This is a genomic window from Methanoculleus formosensis (genome assembly GCF_025384765.1).
In the GTDB taxonomy this organism is placed as follows: Archaea; Halobacteriota; Methanomicrobia; order Methanomicrobiales; family Methanoculleaceae; genus Methanoculleus; species Methanoculleus formosensis.
Genome location: NZ_VHLL01000005.1, coordinates 1 through 19,397, shown reverse-complemented (window position 1 = coordinate 19,397; position 19,397 = coordinate 1). Strand labels below are relative to the sequence as shown.

24 protein-coding genes are annotated in these 19,397 nt (G+C 63.4%); 20 read left to right on the top strand and 4 right to left on the bottom strand.

Annotated features, from left to right (window positions below; all coding sequences use genetic code 11):
* Positions 1-5: 5 nt before the first annotated feature.
* Positions 6-764 (bottom strand): hypothetical protein, encoded by a 759-nt coding sequence (locus FKB36_RS09300; RefSeq protein ID WP_261597784.1) that lies wholly within the window; start codon positions 762-764, stop codon positions 6-8.
* A gap of 186 nt (positions 765-950) precedes the next feature.
* On the opposite strand from FKB36_RS09300, the gene FKB36_RS09295 reads away from it, so the two are divergent.
* Together FKB36_RS09295 and FKB36_RS09290 are read left to right on the top strand one after the other, a co-directional pair.
* Entirely contained in the window at positions 951-1,919 is a 969-nt protein-coding gene (locus FKB36_RS09295) for a replication factor C small subunit (RefSeq protein ID WP_261597917.1), read from the top strand.
* A gap of 10 nt (positions 1,920-1,929) precedes the next feature.
* Positions 1,930-5,109: an LAGLIDADG family homing endonuclease gene (locus FKB36_RS09290; protein ID WP_261597783.1), complete on the top strand. Its 3,180-nt coding sequence runs from the start codon at positions 1,930-1,932 to the stop codon at positions 5,107-5,109.
* 342 nt (positions 5,110-5,451) lie between these two features.
* On the opposite strand, the gene FKB36_RS09285 is transcribed toward FKB36_RS09290, so the two are convergent.
* Both FKB36_RS09285 and FKB36_RS09280 read right to left on the bottom strand, forming a co-directional pair.
* On the bottom strand, positions 5,452-5,658 hold the full coding sequence (locus tag FKB36_RS09285) for a hypothetical protein (protein WP_261597782.1): 207 nt from the start codon (positions 5,656-5,658) through the stop codon (positions 5,452-5,454).
* Positions 5,642-6,205 (bottom strand): nucleotidyltransferase domain-containing protein, encoded by a 564-nt coding sequence (locus FKB36_RS09280; RefSeq protein WP_261597781.1) that lies wholly within the window; start codon positions 6,203-6,205, stop codon positions 5,642-5,644. The genes FKB36_RS09285 and FKB36_RS09280 overlap by 17 nt, the downstream gene beginning before the upstream one ends.
* Before the next feature lie 583 nt (positions 6,206-6,788).
* Between FKB36_RS09280 and FKB36_RS09275 the strand changes: the two genes are divergently transcribed.
* The 14 genes from FKB36_RS09275 (at position 6,789) to FKB36_RS13440 (ending at position 15,821) form a co-directional block, all read left to right on the top strand.
* On the top strand, positions 6,789-7,004 hold the full coding sequence (locus tag FKB36_RS09275) for a type II toxin-antitoxin system HicB family antitoxin (RefSeq protein ID WP_048114158.1): 216 nt from the start codon (positions 6,789-6,791) through the stop codon (positions 7,002-7,004).
* Entirely contained in the window at positions 7,005-7,241 is a 237-nt protein-coding gene (locus FKB36_RS09270; protein ID WP_261597780.1) for a type II toxin-antitoxin system HicA family toxin, read from the top strand.
* A 71-nt stretch (positions 7,242-7,312) separates the two neighbouring features.
* Positions 7,313-7,666: a dihydroneopterin aldolase family protein gene (locus FKB36_RS09265; protein ID WP_261597779.1), complete on the top strand. Its 354-nt coding sequence runs from the start codon at positions 7,313-7,315 to the stop codon at positions 7,664-7,666.
* Entirely contained in the window at positions 7,638-8,468 is an 831-nt protein-coding gene (locus FKB36_RS09260) for a TatD family hydrolase (RefSeq protein ID WP_261597778.1), read from the top strand. Before FKB36_RS09265 ends, FKB36_RS09260 begins: the two co-directional genes overlap by 29 nt.
* 44 nt (positions 8,469-8,512) lie before the next feature.
* Entirely contained in the window at positions 8,513-8,806 is a 294-nt protein-coding gene (locus FKB36_RS09255; protein WP_261597777.1) for a DUF424 domain-containing protein, read from the top strand.
* A gap of 3 nt (positions 8,807-8,809) precedes the next feature.
* Positions 8,810-9,853: a 60S ribosomal export protein NMD3 gene (locus FKB36_RS09250; RefSeq protein WP_261597776.1), complete on the top strand. Its 1,044-nt coding sequence runs from the start codon at positions 8,810-8,812 to the stop codon at positions 9,851-9,853.
* A gap of 8 nt (positions 9,854-9,861) precedes the next feature.
* Positions 9,862-10,731: a class I SAM-dependent methyltransferase gene (locus FKB36_RS09245; RefSeq protein WP_261597775.1), complete on the top strand. Its 870-nt coding sequence runs from the start codon at positions 9,862-9,864 to the stop codon at positions 10,729-10,731.
* Positions 10,728-11,858 (top strand): bifunctional phosphopantothenoylcysteine decarboxylase/phosphopantothenate--cysteine ligase CoaBC, encoded by a 1,131-nt coding sequence (gene coaBC, locus FKB36_RS09240; RefSeq protein WP_261597774.1) that lies wholly within the window; start codon positions 10,728-10,730, stop codon positions 11,856-11,858. Before FKB36_RS09245 ends, coaBC begins: the two co-directional genes overlap by 4 nt.
* Entirely contained in the window at positions 11,840-12,682 is an 843-nt protein-coding gene (locus FKB36_RS09235) for a pantoate kinase (protein ID WP_261597773.1), read from the top strand. The genes coaBC and FKB36_RS09235 overlap by 19 nt, the downstream gene beginning before the upstream one ends.
* Entirely contained in the window at positions 12,679-13,410 is a 732-nt protein-coding gene (locus FKB36_RS09230) for a 4-phosphopantoate--beta-alanine ligase (protein ID WP_261597772.1), read from the top strand. Before FKB36_RS09235 ends, FKB36_RS09230 begins: the two co-directional genes overlap by 4 nt.
* Complete coding sequence (locus FKB36_RS09225) at positions 13,397-14,407, top strand: AAA family ATPase (RefSeq protein ID WP_261597771.1); 1,011 nt, start codon at positions 13,397-13,399, stop codon at positions 14,405-14,407. The genes FKB36_RS09230 and FKB36_RS09225 overlap by 14 nt, the downstream gene beginning before the upstream one ends.
* Positions 14,382-15,098 (top strand): class I SAM-dependent methyltransferase, encoded by a 717-nt coding sequence (locus FKB36_RS09220; protein ID WP_261597770.1) that lies wholly within the window; start codon positions 14,382-14,384, stop codon positions 15,096-15,098. The genes FKB36_RS09225 and FKB36_RS09220 overlap by 26 nt, the downstream gene beginning before the upstream one ends.
* Before the next feature lie 227 nt (positions 15,099-15,325).
* A complete protein-coding gene (locus FKB36_RS09215) occupies positions 15,326-15,601 on the top strand; it encodes a type II toxin-antitoxin system HicB family antitoxin (protein ID WP_261597769.1) in 276 nt (91 codons plus the stop codon).
* On the top strand, positions 15,579-15,821 hold the full coding sequence (locus tag FKB36_RS13440) for a type II toxin-antitoxin system HicA family toxin (RefSeq protein ID WP_390895707.1): 243 nt from the start codon (positions 15,579-15,581) through the stop codon (positions 15,819-15,821). Before FKB36_RS09215 ends, FKB36_RS13440 begins: the two co-directional genes overlap by 23 nt.
* 57 nt (positions 15,822-15,878) lie before the next feature.
* On the opposite strand, the gene FKB36_RS09210 is transcribed toward FKB36_RS13440, so the two are convergent.
* Positions 15,879-17,207, bottom strand: coding sequence for an AIR synthase-related protein (locus FKB36_RS09210; protein ID WP_261597768.1), 1,329 nt, complete (start codon positions 17,205-17,207; stop codon positions 15,879-15,881).
* 86 nt (positions 17,208-17,293) lie between these two features.
* Between FKB36_RS09210 and thiD the strand changes: the two genes are divergently transcribed.
* The 4 genes from thiD (at position 17,294) to FKB36_RS09190 (ending at position 19,337) form a co-directional block, all read left to right on the top strand.
* Positions 17,294-18,094, top strand: coding sequence for a bifunctional hydroxymethylpyrimidine kinase/phosphomethylpyrimidine kinase (gene thiD / locus FKB36_RS09205; protein WP_261597767.1), 801 nt, complete (start codon positions 17,294-17,296; stop codon positions 18,092-18,094).
* A gap of 197 nt (positions 18,095-18,291) precedes the next feature.
* Positions 18,292-18,723: an Lrp/AsnC family transcriptional regulator gene (locus FKB36_RS09200; protein ID WP_261597766.1), complete on the top strand. Its 432-nt coding sequence runs from the start codon at positions 18,292-18,294 to the stop codon at positions 18,721-18,723.
* The gene (locus tag FKB36_RS09195) at positions 18,720-19,007 is read left to right on the top strand and encodes a hypothetical protein (protein WP_261597765.1); all 288 of its coding nucleotides are present in this window, start codon (positions 18,720-18,722) and stop codon (positions 19,005-19,007) included. The genes FKB36_RS09200 and FKB36_RS09195 overlap by 4 nt, the downstream gene beginning before the upstream one ends.
* A 3-nt stretch (positions 19,008-19,010) precedes the next feature.
* Positions 19,011-19,337: a hypothetical protein gene (locus tag FKB36_RS09190; RefSeq protein ID WP_261597764.1), complete on the top strand. Its 327-nt coding sequence runs from the start codon at positions 19,011-19,013 to the stop codon at positions 19,335-19,337.
* Positions 19,338-19,397 lie beyond the last annotated feature (60 nt).

Genomic DNA, 19,397 nt, shown 5'->3' with positions numbered 1-19,397 from the left:
ATGTCTCAGATCAGTTTTATCATACCCGATGCGGGCTGGTAACACTCCCCGTCGGCGAGGAGTTCTTCGAGCGCGGCGCGTGCTTCCCGGGGGGAGAGGCCTGAGCGCACCCCGGCGGCGACGGCATCCTCAAGCCCGACGCCCCGGGCGCTGCCCTCCCCTTCGAGGGCGGAAAGCTGGAGGTCGCGGGCGACGAGGGGCGCGACCTCGCCGACGGAGATATCCGGGCGGACGGTTGCAAGCGCCGTGCGCACCATCCCGGCCATCCCGCGGATATCCTCGTCCGTGGCCCCGTAGAGGCGGCGGGCGACCGCGGCCTGTTCATCCCTCCCGTCACGGAGCGCTTCAAGCCTATCAAGCGTCGCGGAGGCGGTCGCAAGCACCCAGAGGTCGCGGGCGGTGCGGTCCACCACCGAGAGGGCCTCGGCCTCCACCGTCGCGCATGCTCTCGCGCCGGTTCCGGCGAGCGCCGCCCGCCCGGTGACGGCGACGAACGCGGGCGGTTCGATGTAGCCGAGCGTCTCGACCGCGTCCGGGCTCTGCCAGTCGACCGAGACCCGGAAGACGCCGGTCGGATCGGCAAGCCGGGCCTGCATGATGTCGCCGCTCCCTCTCTTCTCGGTGAGGGCGCCGACGATGAAGAGGCGGCGGCACCAGGCGGCGCCGGGCGTCACCACGTACAAACCGCCCCGGCCGTCGCCGGATTCCGCCGTCTGCCGCGCGGCGGAGAAGTCCTGCGCAAATACCCGCTCTACAGGTTCCATAGATCCGTCCGTTCGAGGAAGGGGGTGAGGACGTACCGGTGCTGGAGAACCGGGCCGACCTCCACGCGAACCACCGGTAGTTCCACAGCGTTTCAGTACCTACCTGTTCGCCTCCAACCCTCTAAAAAGGATCATCGGAGCGGATGACGATCCTTTTACGATGAACGAGCACCAACACCTATGCAAATGGACGGCAACCACACCATCTGGATAGAGAAGTATCGGCCCAAACGACTCGACGAGATGGTCGGGCAGAAGGATATCGTGGTGCGCCTCCAGGCCTACGTAAAGACCGGAAACCTGCCGCACCTCCTTTTTACGGGCAGCGCGGGGATAGGGAAGACCACCGCCGCCGTGGCCCTCGCCCGGGAGTTCTTCGGCGACTCCTGGCAGATGAACTTCCGGGAGATGAACGCCTCCGACGAGCGGGGCATCGATGTCGTCCGAAACCAGATCAAGGAGTTCGCCCGGACGTCGCCGCTTGCCGGGGCGACGTTCAAGATCCTCTTCCTCGATGAAGCGGACGCGCTCACGACGGATGCGCAGGCGGCCCTCCGGCGGACGATGGAGACCTACGCCCGGACCTGCCGGTTCATCCTCTCGTGCAACTACTCCTCGAAGATCATCGACCCCATCCAGAGCCGGTCCGCCATCTACCGGTTCAGGCCGCTTGACCGGGAGGCGGTCATCGAGGAGATCCAGAGGATTGCCGCGGTCGAAGGCCTCACGGTCACACAGGGTGCGCTCGACGCCATCGTCTACGTCGCCTCGGGGGATATGAGGAAGGCGATCAACGCCCTGCAGGGCGCCGCGATCGTCCGGACGGATATCGACGAGGATACGGTCTATGCGATCACCTCGACCGCCCGCCCGGACGAGATCGACGAACTCCTCGACCTCTCGATAGCGGGGAAGTTCGACGAGGCGGAACAGGCGCTCTCCGACCTGACCCGCGGCCGGGGCATCGCCCCGAACGAGCTGATCAACCAGTGTTACCGGGCGCTGGTCCAGCGCGATATCGACCGGACGCTCAAAGTGAAGCTGATCGACGCCCTTGGCGAGACCGACTTCCGCCTCTCGGAAGGGGCGAGCAGCGATATCCAGATGGAGGCGCTGCTCGCACGGTTCGTCCTCGCCGCAGAGCAGCACCGCTGAGGATTCTGTCTTGACCGAAGAGATTACCGTCGAGGTCACCGACAACGTCGGTGAGTGGACGAAGTTCCTGAAGAAGCAGTACAGGCGGGAACTTGCCGAACTCTCCCGCGAGTACCCGCACAACCGTTCGCTCATCATCGATTACCGCAAGATCCTGAACAACAAACTGGCGTTCGAGCTCCTGCGGAGCCCGGGCAAGGTCATCGGGGATATCCGGGACGCGATCATCCAGAACAAACTCCTCAAACTGAAGGACGGCCAGGACCCCGACCTGATCAACATCCGGTTCACGAACCTGCCGCAGAAGACCAACGTCCGCGACATCCGGGCGGACCAGATCAACACCTTCGTCGCCCTCGAGGGGATCCTCCGAAAGACCACGGAGGTCCGCCCCCGGATCGTCACCGCGGTCTTCCGCTGCCGCACCTGCGGCAAGAATACCGACCCGGTCCCGCAGGGCTACGGGCGGTTCGACGAGCCCGATTTCTGCCCGAACTGTGAGAGGAAGACCCGGCTCGATCTCGTCATGAACCGGTGCCGGTTCGTCGATGCCCAGAAACTCCGGATCCAGGAGTCGCCGGAAGGCCTGCGGGGCGGCGAGCAGCCCCAGACGCTCGATATCGACGTCACCGACGACCTGACCGGGATGGTATCGCCGGGCGACCGGGTGGTGCTGAACGGCATCCTCCGGTCGGTGCAGAGGATCAACTACGGCCAGAAGAGCACGCTCTTTGACATCTATCTCGAGTGCAACTCCATCGAGGTCGCCGAGAAGGAGTTCGAGGAGGTCTCGATCACCGAGGAGGATGAGGCGAAGATCATGGCGCTCGCCCGCGACCCGCTGGTCTACAAGAAGATCGCCCGGTCGATCGCGCCGACGATCTATGGCACCGACGACGTGAAGGAGGCGATCGCGCTCCAGCTCTTCGGCGGGATCGCGAAGGATATGCCGGACGGCTCCCGCCTCCGCGGCGACGTCCACGTTCTCCTGGTCGGCGACCCGGGTATCGCGAAAAGTCAGATCCTGCGGTACGTCGTGAAACTCTCGCCCCGCGGGATCTACACGAGCGGCAAGTCGTCGACCTCCGCCGGGCTGACGGCGACGGCGGTCAAGGACGAGTTCGGCGACGGGCGCTGGACGCTCGAGGCCGGTGCGCTGGTCCTCGCGGATATGGGGATCGCCGCCGTCGACGAGATGGACAAGATGGCGAAGGAAGACCGGAGCGCGCTCCATGAGGCGATGGAACAGCAGTGCTACGACGACGAGACCGAGGTCCTTACGGAGAGCGGCTGGAAGCTCTTCCGGGACGTAACCGCAGACGACCGCGTCGCGACCCTCTCACCCGACGGCGGGCTCGAGTACGCGGCTCCGTCCAATTTCGTGGCGTCGGAGTATGATGGGGAGATGTACTACGTCAAGTCACGGCAGGTCGACCTCGCGGTAACGCCGAACCACCGGATGTACGTCAACCTGAACCGGCGCGCCGACGAGTGGGAAGGGTTCCGGCTCGTCCGTATGGACGAACTCCCCATCCACAAGCGGATGCGGTTCAAGAAGGACGCCGTATGGGCAGGGGAGCGGCAGGAAACCTACGAGATCCCGCCCATCGTCAAGTTCGCGAACCAGAATGCGGAAGGAAGGCTTACCGATCCCATCCAGATCGGGATGGACGACTGGCTTGAGTTCCTGGGCTATTTCCTCTCGGAAGGGTCGGTTCAGCGGCACTACCAGACCGGGGTTCCTTACCGCGTCATCATATCGCAGAAGACTTCGGAGTCTGCCGAGAAGATCCGGGAATGCCTTGAGCGGCTGCCGTTCCGGTTCTCCTACGACGGCAAGAACTTCTCGATCAACACAAAGCAGCTCGCCGAGCACCTCGCGCCGTTCGGCAAATGCCACGAGAAGTACGTCCCCGGATACGCGAAAAGCCTCCCTCCCGAGCAGATCGAGATACTCCTCGACGCGCTCATGCTCGGGGACGGCTACGTCAACAAAACGACCGGGGTCTCGATATACACGACCTCTTCGAGGAGACTGGCCGACGACGTCACCGAACTCCTGTTGAAGAAGGGATGGTCGGGGAACGTCCATCTCATGCGGGAGGCCGGGACCATCGCATCCAACCCGCGGGGTGGAACCTCCGCAGCGACCCACGATATCTACCAGGTGACCTTCATCCGCGACGGCCAGAACGAGCCGAACGTCAACACAAACGGAAAGCAGCATATCGAGACGCGGCCCTATAAGGGCACGATCTACTGCCTCGAGGTTCCAAACCACATCCTCTACGTGCGCCGTAGCGGCATCCCGGTCTGGTGCGGCAACTCGATCTCGGTCGCAAAAGCCGGCATCACCGCGACCCTGAAGTCCCGGTGCGCCCTCCTCGGCGCCGCGAACCCGAAACTCGGGCGGTTCGACCAGTTCGTCCCGATCGGCGAGCAGATTAACATGCCGCCGTCGCTCCTCTCCCGGTTCGACCTCATCTTCGTGATGACCGATCAACCGGAGGCCGAGCGCGACGGGGCGATCGCCAATCACATCATCAAGACCCACAGCGTGGGCGAACTGATCAAGCAGCACGAGTACGAGCCGCTGCCCGACGTTGATGACAAGTACATCGAGCGGGCGCTTGCGCCGGTCATCCCCGACATCGATCCAGTACTCTTCCGGAAGTATATCGCCTACGCGAAACGGACGTGCTTCCCCATCCTCTCCGACGGGGCGAAGGAGGCGCTGATCGCCTACTACATGCGCCTGAGAAACCTCGCGAGCGGGAACAAGCCCGTCCCGGTCACCGCACGGCAGCTCGAGGCGCTGGTGCGGCTCGCGGAGGCGAGCGCACGGATGCGGCTCTCGAACACCGTCGATACGGAGGATACCGACCGGATCCTGAAGATCGTGGATGCCTGTCTCCGGCAGGTCGCCTACGACGCAGAGAGCGGGAGTTTCGATATCGACAAGCTCGTGACCGGGGTCACGAAGTCGCAGCGCGACATCATCCGGTCGGTGAAGGAGACGATCCGGAACGTCTCGGGCGACTCCGGCGGCCAGGCGCGGGTCGACGAGGTGATCGAGATCCTGGTGCAGCAGGGCTTCTCCCGCGACAAGGTCGAGCACACCCTCGAGCAGCTGAAACGCGGCGGCGAGGTGCTCGAGCCCCGGCACGGGCTGGTGAAGTTGATTGGGTGAGGGGAGAGGGCTGCCCATTTTCTCGCGAAGGACAGACCGGGTTTCTCACGTTAGATTCCCGGCACGGCTTTCCAGTGGGTATCACCACGCGGGGGCGGCAAGTCGCGGCTACCCTGTCTTCGGGGGGACACGCCGAATTTTTCTGGAGTTAAGAGACAAAACCATCATCTGTAAGGATCTTTTTTATCTTGCTCACCAGAAATCTTGCCGTGGCAAGGGCGCCTTCTGCATCGGTACGGGTGACGACAGAACTGTGATCATACGTGGCCGCATGCCGTTTCCTCCGCATCCGGTCAAAGGCGGCAACCTCATCCGGGGTGAGGTAGAACTTCAGGAACTCCTTTACTGAAACGTGCCCTTCGGCCGATAACCCCTGGAGAAGATCAGTGCCCTTCCCACCGAGAGGGCGGCGTTGTAGGAGATGTTATACGCCCATTCGTTGCTGATCTCAAGGTTCATCTCGGCGGCATGGAGATCCCGTTCCGCAATATCGATCGCCTCCCTGACGGTGCTCTGATCGATAGGTATCCTCTCAATCTTCCCTTCCATCTCCAGGCGTTTCACCACAGCAACCCTCACCCAGGATCATGACTTTTGGTCTGCTCAGAACATTGGTGACGAACGGATCGGCCCTGTCGATGCGTTCCCGTAATTCTTCTTTCTTCACCAGCGTATAATTGATCTCCCTTTGCAGGGTTCTCTCGCTCTCGTTTATCAGAGGGATCAGGCGGCTCTCATCGACATCACCGACGAGGAAGAGATCAATGTCGCTCTTTGCACCTGCCGTTCCGGAGGCGAACGAACCGTAGATGAATATGCACTCGAGATCGCCGAGTTCGTCAAGTTGCTCTTTGAGGACCCGGGCGACGCCTTCCGTCTTAAGGACCAGTCTCTGCAACTCGGGGTAGAGAAAAAATGTCTGGTCGACGGTGTAGTATGTCTGATTCCCTTTTGTCTCCGAACTCAACAGGCCGAACTCTTCAAGGTGCGCGAGTTCCTTGCGGACAAGGGCGTAGTTCTTCCCGACCAGCCTCTCGACCTGGCGGATGTAATACTCCTTATCGGGGTTTAAGAGGAACAGCGTGAGTACCTTCACTCTCGTCTCGGAGGATATGAGAGCTTCAAGCATGCAGGAAGAGTGTCGCTGGTTGATTATAAAAAGTAGTCTATTGATTACTTATTATACTCTGTCGAGTATGTTATGTAATCAGGATGCGGCATACGGAGTTCGGAAGAACGGGCCCGGCGGCCGGTTGCAGATAACCCTTAAGATGCATCGCGGGCGTCAGGCCATGGGTTTCCGGGCAGGATGTTAATGACCTGTCCCGGCGATTCGGATTGTCTGCCGAAGGCTATCATAACCCGCATAGCCTGCCTCGCCGTGAGGACGGCCCGTCTTCTCCACCCCTGGAGGGGGTCCGCCGCTTCACTTTTACGAACAGCCTCTGGACGTGTAGAGGGTACGGACAGAATGTATAAATAAACCCACGGTCAGGTTCCTGTATGGCGGAGCCAGGAAGCGTGAACCTGACCACAGGAAGAAGCACCATCAATACCAAAAACAGAAGATGAATCAACAACCTTCGCCGGCGAAGAAACCGGGCTAAAGTATATCGCCAGACGAGTTGAATATCAGACTGATCGCCTCTACTCCGATCAAATGCAGGAGAGATAAGCCCATGAAAACCTTGAAAATCATCGTCGAGAAGCATCCTGACGGCTATGTCGCCTACCCTCTGGGTCTGAAGGGCGTCGTCGTTGCAGAGGGGGACACCTACGAAGAGGCGCTTGCCGAGGTGAAATCCGCCATACAGTTTCACATAGAGACCTTCGGGAACGATGCGTTCGAGAACAACGACATCATGGAGACCTTCGTCGCCGAAGTCGCTGTATAGATGAAGTTCCCGCACGATGCGCCCCAGCGGAAGGTGCTGAAAACGCTGGAGGCGCTCGGTTTTCAGGTCGTGAGGACGGGCAACCATATCGCGCTTATCCGCAGCAATCCGGACGGCACAACGACGCCGCTCACGATGCCGAACCACCCAAAAATCAAAGGCCCGACCCTCAGGACCATCTGCACGCAGGCAGGTATCTCTCGAGAAGAGTTCCTGCGTGTTTATGAGCGCGTGTAAAACAGAACCTCTTCTTTCCCCCTCCCCCGGGGGCGCACCTTCTTACTCCCATACCCACAAACCTACTAACCATGATCACCGACCGCGAGAGAGCGGCGTTTGAGGCCGGCATCAAGCTCGGCGCCCTCTACCACCAGTTCGTCGGGACGCCCATCGCCCGAGAGACCGCCGGCGCCGTTGAGACTGCCATCGAGCAGGCCGTCGGCCTCCAGCCCTACGTGACGGATATCACCGTCCGGCTGAACCGCGATATGATGGTCTCGAACCGGTTCGGCTACTCGGAACTTGCCGGGAAGATGTTCGACGCCGCGATCACGACCGAGGTCGGGTCGGCCGTCTGCCGCGCCCGGCTGCACCTCGAGGACGACTACCCCATGATGGAGATCGTCGAGTTCCATGAAACTCCCCGCGATACCGATCACTGACGACCATATCCACATCGACCCGAACAACGGCCGGGGCGTCGAGGCCGCGAAGGACTTTCGCCGCAGCGGGGGGACGCACATCTTCCTGGTCGCGAAACCCTCCTGGTCGCTTGGGGTCGAACCGTCCAGCGGCGAGGACTACCGGGAGGTCTTTGATAGAACGCTCCGGGTCGCCGATATGGTCAGGGAGACCGGGCTTGTCGTCTACCCGGTCCTCGGCGTCCACCCGGCGGAGATGAACCGACTCGTGGAGAGGATGAGCCTTGACGAGGCCGCCGGCGTGATGATGGCCGGGCTCGACCTCGCCGCCCGCTACGTCGAGGACGGCCAGGCGGTGGCCCTTAAGAGCGGCCGGCCCCACTACGAGGTCGCGCCGGAGGTGCTCGCGGCCTCGAACGCAGTCCTCTACCACGCGCTCGAACTCGCCGCAGACTGCGGCTGCGCCGTCCAGCTCCACGCCGAGAGCGGGCCGTGCACCGATGTCGTCGATATGGCGCGGCGGGCGGGCATCCCGGTCGAGCGGGTCGTCAAGCACTTCGCAACGCCCGATACCCCGCTCATGCCCTCATTCATCGCGAGGCACGAGAAGATCCCCGCGCTCGCCCGGTCGGGCCGCCTGTTCACGATGGAGAGCGACTACATGGACGAAAACTCCCGGCCCGGCGCGGTCATCGGGCCGAAGTCGGTGCCGCGGTTCACGCGCCGGTACCTGGAAGAAGGGCTCATCACCGAAGAGGACGCCTGGCGCATCCATGTGGAGACACCGTCGCGCACCTACGGCGTGGATATCGCGCTCCCTTAACGGAACTGCGCACCTTTTTGACGGCTCGCGTCAAACGGTATGTGATGTACTTAAAAGTGCACCGCATACCGGGCGCCGGTGAGGTGGTGGCTGCCTGTGACGCTGAACTCATGGACGCCACCCTGATGCACGGCGACGTAGAGGTCTGCATCACCGGAGGATTTTACGGTACAGAGCGTGCCGACGAAGAAGACGTCCGGTGTGCTCTCGCGACCGCGGAGAACGTTAATATCATCGGGAAACGCGTCGTAGCCCTCGCCGTCGCCATGGGGCTCATCTCAGAAGACGACTGCATCGTGATCGGCGACGTCCCGCACGCCCAGATATTCAGGATCTGAACCATGACCATCCAGACGAGTATCTGCCCTCGCTGCGGGCAGCCGAGCGAGGAGGGGCTCTGCCCGGAGTGCCGGGCGGCGGATGTGCGGCTGCTGACCTGCGAGCCGTACGTGACCGCCGTCTACTGTCCGGTCTGCGAGTCGCAGAAACGCGGCAAGACCTGGTCGGACCTGCAGATGCCCCACGTTGACCTCGTCACCGAACTGGCGGTATCGGCAACGAAGATCCACGAGGACGCGAAGGATATCCGGATAACCGTCCGGGCCGAAGAGGTAGCGCCGAACAGGACGGCCTGCACCGTCGAGGTGGAGGCAGCTCTCTATGGCGTCCCGGTCAGGGGAACTTGCAGCACCGAGATCCGCTGGCAGAAGGAGTCCTGCGACCGGTGCAGCCGCATCTCCGGGGGTTACTACGCGGGGAACGTCCAGGTGCGGGCGACCGGCAGGAAGATCAACGCCTACGAGCGGGAGGTCGCCGCGAATATCGCGGAGCAGACCGAGGAGTCGCTCCAGCAGGCCGGCGACCGCTTCTCGTTCATATCGGACCTCGATGAGACAAAGGACGGCGTCGATATCACCGTCGGGACGCAGCACCTCGGCCAGGAGATATCGAGGGCGATCACGGGGGCGCTCGGCGGGCGGTTCACGACCCACCCGAAGCTGGTCGGCGAGAAGGACGGAAAAGCGCTCTACCGGATTACCTACTCCATCCGGCTGCCGTTCTACCAGAAAGGCGACGTGGTGGTCTCCCGCGGCAACTACTTCGAGGTGCGCGATATCGACGGGCAGCGCCTCCGGGTCTTCGATCTCACGGCCGGCGTTGCCCGGACACTCACCGAGGACGAGGTCGAGCGCCTCCTCGGGAACGTGCGCGAGGCCGAGTCCGCGCTCGTCGTCTTCACGCAACCGGGCGTCATGGGGCTGATGGACCCGAGAACCTATCAGACGCGGGAACTCAATACGGTCCCCTGGACGTTCCCGGTGGAGGGGCAGCCGATCCGGGTGCTCCGCGACGAAGAGCAGGACCGCTTGGTCATCGTCGGGTGAGTTCTGCCATGCGTGCGCGGAAGGTGCCGGCGGCCGTTCTCGCCGATATCGCGGACGCGGAGTGGGTGGACACCTTCCGCCGGCCGTACGTCGAGGACGGCATCGCCTGGGTCCCGGTCAGGGAGGGCTATCCTGCCGACGAAGACCTTCCGGAGCGGGAGGCTTACCGCGGCCGCGGCTACCACCTCATCGGCGACGTCGCGGTGCTCCACGGCGATGCGCCGACAAAGGAGGAACTCAGGGCGATCGTGGAGCACTGCCGTCCCCGGGGCGTCGTCCGGGTGAAGGGATTTTTGAGCGAGATGCGCGTCCCGGAGACTGAGATCCTCTACGGGAGCGCAGGCGAGGTGCGGCACCGCGAGCAGGGCTGCACGTTCTTCCTCGACCCGACGAAGGTGATGTTTTCGAAAGGCAACCGCGACGAGAAGGTGAGGATCGCCGCTCTCGTCCGGCCCGGCGAGCGGATCGCCGATATGTTCTCCGGGATCGGCTACTTCACCATACCGGCGGCCATGAGCGGTGGACGGGTCCACGCGATGGAGATCAACCCAATAGCCTTTGAATACCTGCAACGTAACATTATGGCAAACCATCTCGCGGACAGGGTCGCGGGCGAACTCGGCGACTGCCGGGACCTCCTCTCCGGGGTCTACGACCGGGTCCTGATGGGGCATTTCGACGCCCCCTCGATGCTCGCCGACGCCCTCGCCCACGTCCGGGCGGGAAGCGTGCTCCACGTCCACAGCATCGGGGACGTGAGCGAGACGATCCGGGAACGGGCGGACGAAGCCGGCTTTTCGGCGGCGGTGACCTCCCACCGGGTGAAGAAGTACGGCCCGCACGCGTGGCATATGGTGCAGGATGTGACGATATCGTGAAGACGCTTTCGGGAAAGACGGTGGTGCTTGCCGTGACGGGGAGCATCGCGGCCGTCGAGACGGTGAAACTCGCTCACGCCCTGCGCCGCCGGGGCGCGACGGTGCAGGCGGTGATGACGGGGGCGGCGGCCGGGATCATCCACCCTGACGCCCTGACCTACGCGACGGGACGGCCGGCGATCACGAGGATCACCGGTCTGGTGGAGCACGTCCTCTACTGCGGGGAGGGCGGAGAGGCCGATCTCCTGCTCATCGCGCCCTGTACGGCGAACACCATCGGCAAGATCGCCTGCGGGATCGACGATACCCCGGCCACGACCTTCGCGACGACGGCGCTCGGCCGGGGGATGCCGGTGGTGGTCGTGCCGGCGATGCACGAGAGCATGTACCGCCATCCGGGGGTCGTGGAGAACCTCGGACGGCTCCGCTCCTGGGAGATCGACGTCGTCGACCCCCGGATCGAGGAAGGGAAGGCAAAGATCGCCGATACCGATACGATCGTCCTCCACGCCGAACGGGCGGTCTCGGGCCAGCCGCTCGCGGGAAGACGGGTGCTGATCACGAGCGGAGCGTGCGCGGAACCCCTCGACGACGTCCGGGTTCTCACCACCCGCTCGACCGGGCGGATGGGAAGAGCGCTCGCGCTCGAGGCCTACCGGCTCGGGGCAGATGTGACGGTGGTGCACGCGGGGTCGATCCCCTGCGTCCGAAACATCCATGTAGCGACCGCGGCCGAGATGCACCAGGCGGTCCTCTCGGTCTGCCGGGACGAGGGGGTCGATATCTACGTGAGCGCAGCTGCGATATCGGACTTCGCCCCCGAACGGCACGAGGGTAAGATCCCGAGCGGTTCGCCCCTGGCCGTCCGGCTCGAGCCCCTCCCGAAGGTCATCGACGAGGTGGCGGCGGCATGCAGCCCCGTGACGGTGGCGTTCAAACTGGGCTGGGACGAGGAGGAGCGGGCGAAGGCGATGCTTGATGGGGGTGTACGGATGGTCGTCGTGAACGCTCCCCCGGCGATGGGCGCGGCGGAGGGGTCGTTCCGCATTATGACCGCCGGCGGGGCGCGGGACGTCTCCGGGAGCAAAGAGGAGGTCGCCAGGGCGATATGGTCAGGACTGCTGTAGCATTCTCTCCCGGGCATATATCCGGCTACTTCAAGCGCGTCGAGGGGAGCGATCCTGCGACGATCGGGAGCGTCGGGGCCGGGGTGGTCATCAGCGAAGGGGTGCGCTCGACGGTCGAACCTGCCCGCGCAACAAGCATCCGGGTGGTCCGGGAGGATCACGCGAGCGCCGGGTCGCCGCCGATCGAGTACGCCCTCGAACGGCTGGGCGTCACGGCGCGTGTCACGACGGAGTGCCGGCTCCCGATCGGCGCCGGGTTCGGCCTCTCGGCGGCGGCGCTGCTTGCGACGCTCACGGCGGTGAACCACCTCTTCGATCTCGGCCTCTCTACGGAGGAGGTGGCCGCCCACGCCCACGAGGCCGAGGTCCTCCACCGCACCGGGCTCGGGGACGTCGCGGCAAGCCAGGCAGGCGGGGTCGTCTGCCGGACGGGGGCGGGGATCCACGCTGAGATCACCCGGTTCTACCCGGATGACCCCCTCTATGCCGTGAGCCTCGGTCCGCTCCCGACCGCTTCGGTCCTCTCGTCTCCCGGGGCGATGGCGCGGATAGCCGCCGCATACCCGGACCGCTGCCCCCGTGACCTCCCCGACTTCTGCCACCTCTCGCGGGGGTTCGCCGAGGAGAGCGAGCTCGTCGCGCCGGAGGTCCGGCGGGTGCTCGACGCCTGCGACACCGAGAGGGTCCCGGCGAGCATGACGATGCTTGGAAACGGCGTCTTTGCCGCAGGAAGGGGCGCGGAGCAGGTTCTCTCTCTCTTCGGGGAGGTTTACACCCTCCGCGTCGCCCGCCGCGGCGCATACCTGATCGAGGTGAGACCATGATCCCGAAAGACCATCCACGCTATCGCTCCCTCGTCGCCCGCGAACGGCTCGCCCGGTGCGCACGCGAGGGCGTCGTCGCCCTGGAGGGGCTCGCCGCCCACGGGCGCGGGGAAGCGTTTGACTACCTTATCGGCGAGCGGACGACCGAGAGCGCCGCCCTCGCCGCCCGGACGGCCGCGGCGATGCTCCTCTCTGCCCGGCACGCGGTGATATCGGTGAACGGCAACACCGCGGCGCTTGCGGCGGCGGAGATCGCGGCGATCCAGCGGGCGAGCGGCGCCGACGTCGAGGTGAACCTCTTCCACCGGACAGAGGAGCGGATCGAGCGGATCAACCGGCTCCTTACTGAGCACGGCGCCCGTGTCCTCACGGGCACGCCGGAGCGGATCGTCCCGCTCTCCCACGACCGGGCGCTCTCGCTCCCGGGGGGTATCGGGGACGCCGACGTCGTCCTCGTGCCGCTCGAGGACGGGGACCGGTGCGCAGCGCTCCGGGAGATGGGGAAGGCGGTCATCACCGTCGACCTAAACCCGCTCTCCCGGACCGCCCGCACGGCGACGCTGACGATCGTCGACGAGGTGACCCGCGCCCTCCCCGCGATCACCGCGGCGTGCGCCTCCCTCGAGCCCGGCGAGGCCGAACGACTGATCGCCACACTGGACAATACCTATCTCCTTCGGGCGGCAATAGATGAGATGAGAGAGAGACTGGCCCATGCTCTGGAGTGAGGTCTACCGCCCGAAGCGGTGCGACGATATCATCGGACAGGACGAGGTCGTTCGCCACATAACGGCGTTCGCGGATTCGGGGAGCGTGCCCCATCTGCTCATCTCCGGCCCGCACGGCACCGGGAAGACCGCGGCCGTCGAGTGCCTCGCGAGAAGGCTCTACGGCGAGAACTGGAAGGCGAACACGACCGTCTTCAGCGCGACCGACCTTCTCGGGAGAGGGAGGAGCGCGCTCGAGTCGGACGAGCGGTTCAGCATGGTCTACCGCAAGGACCGGAGCCTGATCGTCAACTTCAAGCAGATCGTGAAGTGGTACGCCTCGATGCGCCCGCTCGACGCCGCCTTCAAGTTGATGGTCTTTGAGGACGCGCACGGCCTGACGTTCGAGGCACAGCAGGCCCTGCGCCGGACGATGGAGCGATACAGCGCCACCTGCCGGTTCATCTTCGTCACCGTCCGCCCCTCGACGATCATCCCGGCCATCGCATCGCGCTGCCTACCGCTCTTCTTCGCCCCGATCGAGAGCGCGCTCGTCCGGGTCCGGCTCGATGAGATCCTGGCCGCGGAAGGTGCCGCGGTTCCGGCCGACGACATCGACCTGATCGTGTATGCCGCGCAGGGAGACCTGCGGCGTGCGATCATGTACCTGCAGATCGCCGCGAGAGCAAAGGAGGAGTTCGACCTCGCGGAGATCTCGCGTTCCGAGACCGCGAACGTCGCTACGTCGGCGTTCGTCGCCCTCCGGGACGGCAACATTGGTGCCGCCCGCCGGATCGCCGAGTCGCTGATGATCGAGTACGGGCTCTCGGCACGGGAGGTCGTCGGCGAACTCCGGCAGGTGGTCAGGCGCGAGTACAACCATCCGGCCCTTGCCATCGCGCTCGCCGACGCGGATCTCCGGCTCACCCACAACGCAAACGATTTTGTGCAGGTCAATGCACTGCTTGCCCGGATCGCCCGGGAGGTGTTCAGTGAAGAAAGTACAGCAACATTATGACGAGGTCGCGGATATCTACGATAACCGCTACGACGGCAACCGCGGAAGGTATTATCACGGGCATATCTCTGACCACGTGATGCGGGAGATCCCGAAAGGCGGATTCCTTCTTGACCTTGGGTGTGGAACCGGGCTTTTTGTGCAGCGCTATGTCGATGACGGCGGCCAGGCGGTCGGGCTCGATATCAGCCCGGGAATGGTCCGGCACGGGCGGCAGCGCTGTCCGGGGTCGGGGTTCTGCGTCGGGACGGCCGATGTCCTCCCGTTCAAGGACGCCACCTTTGACGCCCTTGCGAGCCTGCTTGCCTTCAGCTACGTCCCCGACCCGGAGGGGATGCTCCGGGAGTGCTTCCGGGTCTTAAAGCCCGGCGGCCGGATCGCTGTCTGCACCCTCTCGCGAACGGTCTTTACGAGCATCGCCCCCATCGTCTACCAGATGGGGGAGAAGGTCGGCCTGAAGAAGGTGGGCGTCGGGGACTTCGATGAGCACTACTACACCAACGCCGAGATCGCGGAGCTCTTCAAGGCGGCCGGGTTCGAGAGCGTCTCGGTCAGCCGGTGCTCGTTTGCGCACTTAAACCTCGCAGACCCGGTCTTCAACCTCGCGAGGAAGGTGGAGCCCTTCGTCGAGGAGAAACTGCCGTACCTGGCGTATAACGTCTGCGCAGGCGGGAAGAAACCGGAAGATTAGGTTACGCTCCATCCTGCGGCGGACCGGCGCCCCGAACAGGCCGGTTGCCGCAGCCGGGGTGTCCTTCAGTTCCACCCGAGGAGACGCGAGCGGCCCGGCCGCACCTCGAGACTGCGTTTTAGCGTGAACGATAGCGGGAAGATTGTATGCCGCTGTGTGATAACCGTCTTCCCATTAACCTTATCTCTGGAAAAACCAACATCCCAGTTATACAGAGGTGTAACGTCATGCTGGTCACATTTGAAGTAACGTATGCCGAAGGATGGTGGAGCGCCAGCGCACATGCACCTGAAAATGCCATCTATACCCAGGGTAAGAGCGTTGGAGAGCTTATCGACAATATCCTGGAAGCAACGTCGCTCCATTACACGGAAGAACTCGAAGCGGGGGAACGGATCACTATCGTAACCAGATATAAGCCGGAGACCCGCGAACCGGAAGGCCAGATACCATCAAATTTCGAGTACAAGGTCGATATCGTTGCCGCGACATCCGGTTGTTAGTGGATTTGAGACCATCAAAGCCCTTAAAAAACTCGGATTCTCTTTTCTGCGGCAGGTCGGAAGTCATGTCCAGATGCGCAAAGTTGTTGAAGGTAGACGACTCCGAGTTACTATACCCCTTCATGACGAACTCAGCACAGCTACGCTGAACACAATCGTCACCGATGTCGCAGAATTTGAGGGTATGACGAAAGAGCAAATCTACGATCTCTTACGGTAACCCTCTTTTTAAAAAGGGTAAATAATTCTCCACCGATTGAAAATACATCCGTTCCCCTCACATAGTCCGGAGCCGGGAGAGAATCCGCTCTTTCTTCGCCAGCGCCGCTTCCGCCGCCCGCTCGACCCCGGCCTTCATCTCCTCGAAGTCTCTTTTGTCCTCATCGACGACCTTTTTCACCGGGGTGTATGCCGACTCCCGGAACCGGGGCGTGAAGTCCTGGATCTCGCCGCCGACCGAGAGGACGGATTCGGGCAAGCCTCTCTCGACATAGCCGACCTCTTTCATCGCGACGCCGGCGGACTCGACGACCCGCCGGATCTCAGGCGCAGCCTCGGGCGGCGCGACGACCAGAAGGGCGTCGAGCGATACGCCGAGGTAATCGATCTCGAGCGCGTCGAGCATTGAGAGAACTTTCGGCCGGACGAGGGTGCGGAGGTCGTCTTCGACGACGACGATCCGGCATCCGGCAGTCTCGGCCATCTCGTAGGCGTCGCCCCGGAGCCCGCCGTTCGTGACGTCGGTCATGGCGTGGATGCTCGCGAGGACGTCGCTTGCAAGCAGCGCCTCGCAGGCCTTGAGGAAGTGGAGGTTGATCGTCTCCTCGACGACCTCGGGGAACCCGGAGTAGATCGCGGCGGTGGCGATCGTCCCGCCGCCCGCCCCTTCGGTCATGAGGAGGACGTCGCCGGGGGCGATCTGCTTCCTCGCAGTGAGGTGGTTCGCGACACCGACGGCGCCGACACACCCGGTCAGCCGGGTCCCGAGCACCATGTCCCCGCCGATGCGGAGGGTGGAGCCGGTGACGAGCGGGACGCCCATCGCCTCGCCGACGGCGGAGACCCCCGCCGTGTAGTCGAATATCTTCGCGACGTCGCCGTCGTCGGCGACGTGGATATCGGAGAGGAGCGCGACGGGTTTTGCGCCCATGACGTAGACGTCGCGGAGCGTCGCCCGGGTGACGTGGAACCCGGCGAGGAAGGGGAAGTCGGAGAGGCGGGAGTGCATCCCGTCGACGGTGGTGATGATGTAGTCCCCGCCGGCACGGACGGCGCCGGCGTCGTCCATCTCGTCGACGCCGACCGCTGCCTCCGTCCGGCCGATGATCCGGGCGAGCTGCCGGTGGGCGAAGAAGTCGCCCGACCCTCGCGAGCCGACGCCGAACTCCCCCATCGTCGAGCCGGAGGGCTCGAAGGTGAAGAGGTCGCCGGAGAGCCCGGTCGAGTTCTTCGCTTCGGCGAGGACCGCCCGGGCGAATGCTTCGGCGTATGCGGGGGTCACGCGGTGGTGCTTGATCGAGAGGATATCCCGGGAGAGAAGGCGCACGATCTCGTCGTCAGGGGTGCCGGCGGCGAGGTGCCGGCGGCTGATCTCTTCTACGTCCATTGTAAGAGTGGTCGGTGCAGGACGAGATAAAGGGAATGGCGCGGGAGAGGCAAAGATTCAAGCGGATACCGGGCGACACCTGAGGGATGACGGATGCGCAGATGATCGCCGCGTGTTCTATCGCCGGTTCCGACTCGGGGGGAGGGGCGGGCATCCAGGCGGACTTGAAGACGTTTACGGCGCTCGGAGTCTATGGGCTGACGGTCATTACGGCGGTGACCGCCCAGAACGCCCGCGAGGTGCGGGGAACCTGGGTGCTCCCGCCGGACGCAGTTCGGGCGCAGATGGAGACGGTCGCCGACGGTTTCTCGATCGGGGCGTGGAAGACCGGGATGCTCGCGAACGCCGAGAACGTCCGGGTCGTCGCAACGGCTCTCCCGGAGGATGCCGCGCTCGTGATCGACCCGGTGATGGTCTCGACGTCGGGCCACCGGCTGCTCGCGGAGGATGCCGTCAGGGATCTCGCGGAACTCCTCGTCCCCCGGTCGGCGGTCGTCACCCCGAACATCCCGGAGGCGGAGGTGCTCGGCCGGATGCGTGTTTCGACCGTCGAGGAGATGGCCGAGGCCGGGCAACGGATCCTCGACCTCGGCGCCCGTGCCGTGGTGGTGAAGGGCGGCCATCTCGCCGGCGGTGCAACGGTCGATGTTCTTGTCGACCGAGACGGTGAGATACGGCTCTCCGGGGAGCGGTACCCCTACTCGGTGCACGGGTCGGGATGCTGCTTCTCGGCTGCGCTCGCTGCCTCTCTCGCCCGGGGAATGTCCGTAGAAGAGGGATTCCGCGCGGCACGAGCATTCATCGATACGGCCATCCGGGAAGCAGCGGGAGGAGCCGGGACGATCAGGATCGTCAACCCGGGGGGAACAGTCTTTCACGGGATATGAAAATTTAGTTCACGGTTGTTGGAAATAACCCCATTTTATTTCCCAAACCTCAAAAAACCTGCATTTAATTACCGGACTGTGACCCGGCAAAACCCTCCTGGCCCGTCCATTATCCAGTAGAAACGAAAAAAAATCCACACAAGGTATAAAAGCAAATACGGAATTTTTATTAATAAAAACTTGTAACTACTGTATGAATGGATGAGATCGACGATGCGATCCTTCGGGAACTGCAGAAAGACGGGCGAATGTCTATGGCAGAACTTGGCTCAATGCTGGGTATCGCACCGTCGACGGTCTTTAAACGGATCGAGAAGTTGAAGAACGCCGGGATCCTCGAGCGGTTCACGATCGTCATCAACCAGAAGTGCTTCGAGCATACGCTGGTCGCTTTTCTGAACGTCCGGGTTCACCCCGAGGGGAAACCGGAGGTCGAAGAGTTCATGCGGGGTCTCCCGAGCATCCTTGAACTCTACGAAGTTCTTGAGCCGGGCGACTTCTTCGTCAAGGTCCGGGTGCAGAACATATCCGAGTTGAAACGGAACGTGCTCGTCCCCCTCTCCGGCCTTCCGGGAGTGAGGGATATCCAGACGATCATCTCGGTGAGGAAGGTCAAGGAACAGACATGAACGGAATGGAAGTTGAGACCATACAGCAGATGCTTGCGATCGTGACGCTTCTCCTCGGAGCGCTCCTGATCGGCATCATCTTCAATGCCTACCGTATCGTGAGGCAGCCCACCCTGCTCATCTTTATCTACGGGCTGTTTACGCTGGTCGTGGGGATCACGTTCGCCGATCTCGTGAGCGTCTTCACGCCCGATGACTTCACCATCGCCTGGTCGGCGATCTTCTCCCACGTCGTGGTGATCATCGGCCTCTGCGTGATGGCTTACGGCATCATGAGAGGGTAAGAGATGCGCACCGGTACTTCGTTTGCCCGGGACTGGCAGCTGATCAAGGTGGCACGGTCGCTGCAGCGGCACGACGTCACCGGATCGCTCGTGCAGAAACTCCTTCTGGACGCTCCGCCCGGGCTCACGGAGCGGATAGCCGCCACCGCCCGGCGGCTCGGTGAAGAGAGCGGGACGGAACTCCTCACCCATGCCGAGGAGCAGCTCGATCCCCCGACCCTGATGGAAGGGCTCCTCCTGACGTGGGGGATCCCCTGCGAGTCTCAGTACTTCGCTAAATCTCCCTCACCTCTCCTTCTGTTTGACCTTGTTCTACCATCCTTTCTCTAAACCCGTTGCCGTAACACCGTAATTCCTTTCACCATCCCCATCGATGCCCGGATCGCTTCC